Raw genomic sequence first — 264 nt, 5'->3', positions numbered from 1 at the left:
CGCGTAATCACGTGGCTCCGGTTTGTTGCCGCCAGGCAGCTCCAGTCCCAGCTCCGCCAGCACGGAACGGAACGAGTTAATCGCTTCGGTCGTCGGCTTATCGTGAATACGGAACAGCGCGGGTTCTTTGGCTTTCTCAACGAATCGCGCCGCTGAGATGTTCGCCATGATCATGCACTCTTCAATCAGTTTGTGCGCGTCATTACGTTGCGTCTGCTCGATACGCTCAATACGGCGTTCAGCATTGAAGATAAACTTCGCTTC

At 54.5% G+C, this 264-nt stretch carries 1 protein-coding gene; it reads right to left on the bottom strand.

Features of this window, described 5'->3' with window-relative positions:
* Positions 1-264, bottom strand: a 264-nt coding sequence (locus tag FDX22_RS03580; protein WP_146716713.1) for an RNB domain-containing ribonuclease, incomplete at both ends; no start/stop codon positions are given.

It is taken from the genome of Citrobacter sp. TBCS-14, assembly GCF_005280805.1.
GTDB lineage: Bacteria > Pseudomonadota > Gammaproteobacteria > Enterobacterales > Enterobacteriaceae > Citrobacter > Citrobacter gillenii.
This window is presented reverse-complemented; position numbering and strand designations above follow the sequence as displayed.